At 66.3% G+C, this 2,747-nt stretch carries 3 protein-coding genes; 1 reads left to right on the plus strand and 2 read right to left on the minus strand.

Features of this window, described 5'->3' with window-relative positions; all coding sequences use genetic code 11:
* Both NBW84_RS23000 and NBW84_RS23005 read right to left on the minus strand, forming a co-directional pair.
* The coding region (locus tag NBW84_RS23000) for an FAD-dependent oxidoreductase (protein WP_250287345.1) at positions 1 to 954 on the minus strand (954 nt) is incomplete at its 3' end.
* Positions 954 to 1,277 (minus strand): 2Fe-2S iron-sulfur cluster-binding protein, encoded by a 324-nt coding sequence (locus NBW84_RS23005; protein ID WP_250287347.1) that lies wholly within the window; start codon positions 1,275 to 1,277, stop codon positions 954 to 956. The genes NBW84_RS23005 and NBW84_RS23000, both read right to left, overlap by 1 nt.
* Before the next feature lie 234 nt (positions 1,278 to 1,511).
* Here NBW84_RS23005 and NBW84_RS23010 point away from each other — a divergent pair, with 234 nt between their 5' ends.
* Complete coding sequence (locus NBW84_RS23010) at positions 1,512 to 2,744, plus strand: cytochrome P450 (RefSeq protein WP_250287348.1); 1,233 nt, start codon at positions 1,512 to 1,514, stop codon at positions 2,742 to 2,744.
* Positions 2,745 to 2,747: the final 3 nt, after the last annotated feature.

Below are 2,747 nucleotides of genomic sequence, written 5' to 3' on the forward strand. Positions count from 1 at the left end.
GAAGGGTTCAGGGCGGCCGGTCAACGTGGCTGCCAGGCGCCGTCCCTGCGCAGTCGCGTTCTGGACGGACTCGAGCCGCACACGCGTTCCACCTGCGAACGGATTCGGGGCACAGACGCAGTCCCCGACCGCGTAGACGTGCGGCGCCGAGGTGCGCAACAGCTCGTCGACCACGATACCGTTGTCCACCTCGAGGCCAGCCTGCTCGGCGAGCTCCACGTTGGGGCTTGCACCCACGCCCACCAGCACGAGGTCAGCAGGGAGACGGCGGCCGTCCGTCGTGTCGACAGCGGCCACGCGGCCGGCCACACCGACGATCCGGCTGACCGTGGTCGTCAGCTCGACATCGAGACCGCGTGCCCGGTGAGCCTGCAGAAGGAACGCAGCAGTGTGGCTCGACAGGACACGGCCCATGAGCTGGTCGGCGACCTCGACGACCGTCGCGTTCTTCCCCAGCTGCACTGCGGTCGCTGCGACCTCCATGCCGATGAAGCCGCCTCCGACGACCACCACGCGCGCAGCCTGTTCCAGGCGAACTTTCACCTCGTCGGCTTCATCCAGGGTGCGCAGGGACAACACACCCTCGAGGCCGGCACCCTCCAGCCGGAGCAGCCGGTTCCTCGCGCCGGTCGCAAGCACAAGATCGTCGTATTCCAAGGCTTCGCCGTCCTGAAGCAGGACCCTGCGACCGTCGGTATCCAGATGCTTGGCGCGTGTGCTGGTACGCACCTCGATGCCCTGCTCCCCGAACCACGACTCCGGCCGCAGCCACAGGGCGTCACGCGAGGTCTTGCCGGTCAGGTGGCCCTTGGACAGCGGAGGTCGCTGGTAGGGCAGGTGAGCCTCTGCACCAACGAGGACGATGCGGCCTGTGAAGCCCTCCTCGCGCAGTGACGACGCAACCTGACAGCCGGCCTGGCCGGCACCGACCACTATGACCGTCGAAGAGCCCATCAGTACTGGGTCTCCGGGCATCGGACCACGATGCCGTCCAGCTCGGGACCCAGAGGCAGCTGGCACGAGAGCCGGCTGCCCGTTTCACGCGGGGCGGCGGTGAAGTCGAGCATCTCCTGCTCGTCGTTGCTGATGGGCGGCAGGTGGTCGAGGTGCTCCTCAGCCACGTAGACGTGGCAGGTCGCGCAGGCGAGCGTCCCCCCGCACTCGGCGACGATCTCCGTGACGCCGTGTGCGACAGCCGCCTGCATGATGCTGGTGCCGTCACCTACATCGACGGCGATGTCGTCACCGTTGGGGCGTAGGAAGGTCACCTTTGGCACTGGATCGTCTCCTCATCGCGTGGACGTGGCGACGTAGCGTCGCTCGATAGATTCTAAATATGATTCGGTACCTTGTCCATGGTGTTGAACAAGCTGGCGAACCTGGCGCAGAATCTTGACGAAATTAGAATGTGATGTACGATACACGTGCTCAGGTGGAGGTCAGAGCGGTCGCAAGCGGCTCGGCGACCGCAAACGGACCCTGCCATGCCGGCCACTCACAGGAGGATGACCATGACGAGTTCCACCGGGGCCACGCAGAACGAGCCTCAGGAAGTCGTCCACTTCACGCCGTTGGACCCGACCCTGGCGGACGACTTCTGGCCGAGGATGAACGACCTGCGCAACCGCTGCCCGGTCGTGTGGAGCGACCAGCCCTGGAGCGATAAAGTCGCCGGATTCTGGGTGGTCAGCGACTATGCCGACGTCATGGCGGCCGGCGTGAACTGGAAGGCCTTCAGCAACGCTCAGGGTGCGGCCCCCGTGCAGTTCGACCTCGACATCCTGCGCATGATCCCGCTGGAGACCGACCCCCCACTGCACCGCGGCATCCGACGTCTGCTCAACCCGTTCTTCACGGCGGAGGCCCAGCAGGCCGGCGAGGCGGGCATCCAGGAGAAGGTCGACACGCTGCTCGGCCGCTGCGTCGCCAAGGGCGAGGTCGACTTCATCTCGGAGTTCACGCAGGTGCTGCCTCCTATCGTGTTCTTCGGGACCTACCTCGAGCAGCAGGAATCGGAGATCGGCTGGGTGCTCGAGGTGCTCAACACCCTCCTGACTCAGCCTGAGAAGGCGCTGGAGGTTGCTCCTCGCCTGCTCACGTGGGGCGCCGAGTTGCTCGTCAAGCGCCGTGAGCAGGGTCGGCGTGACGACCTTGCCGGTGTCATCGCGCACATGGGGCTGGAGGGGAGCGACGACGGTCTGGAGCTGGACGAGAAGCAGCGCATCGAGACGCTGAACCTCATGATCATGGCCGGCATGGAGACGACGATGGGCGCTCTGGGCAGCATCGCGGTGCGTCTCGCGACCGACCAGGCTCTGCGCGCCGAGCTCGCGACCGCTGACGACAAGCGCCTCGGTCGCGTTGTCGACGAGTTCCTCCGTTTCGAATCACCCGTTCCGACAGCGGGCCGAACGCTCACCGAGGACGCCGAGATGAGCGGCTGCCCCATGCGCGGCGGTGACCGCGTCCTCCTCAACTGGGCTGCAGCCAACCGCGACCCCGCGCAGTTCAAGGACCCGGACACCCTCGATTTCGAGCGCCAGAACGTCTCTTCGCACGTGGCCTTCGGCGCCGGCATTCACCGGTGCCTCGGCAACCACCTTGCGCGCCGAGAGATCAAGGCCAGTATCAAGGCGATCTGTCAGCTGACGACCTTCGAGGTGTCCCAGGCCGGCTTCACGCCCTCGTACCGCCCGGCCTTCGCGCGCGGACCCATTAGTCTGCCCGTCCGCCTGGTTCGCTAGATC

This window comes from Protofrankia sp. CiP1_Cm_nod2 (assembly GCF_920664355.1).
In the GTDB taxonomy this organism is placed as follows: Bacteria; Actinomycetota; Actinomycetes; order Frankiales; family Frankiaceae; genus Protofrankia.

Coding starts and splice junctions, on each gene's coding strand:
- NBW84_RS23010 (WP_250287348.1), top strand. CDS start 1,512: ATGACGAGTTCCACCGGGGCCACGCAGAACGAGCCTCAGGAAGTCGTC.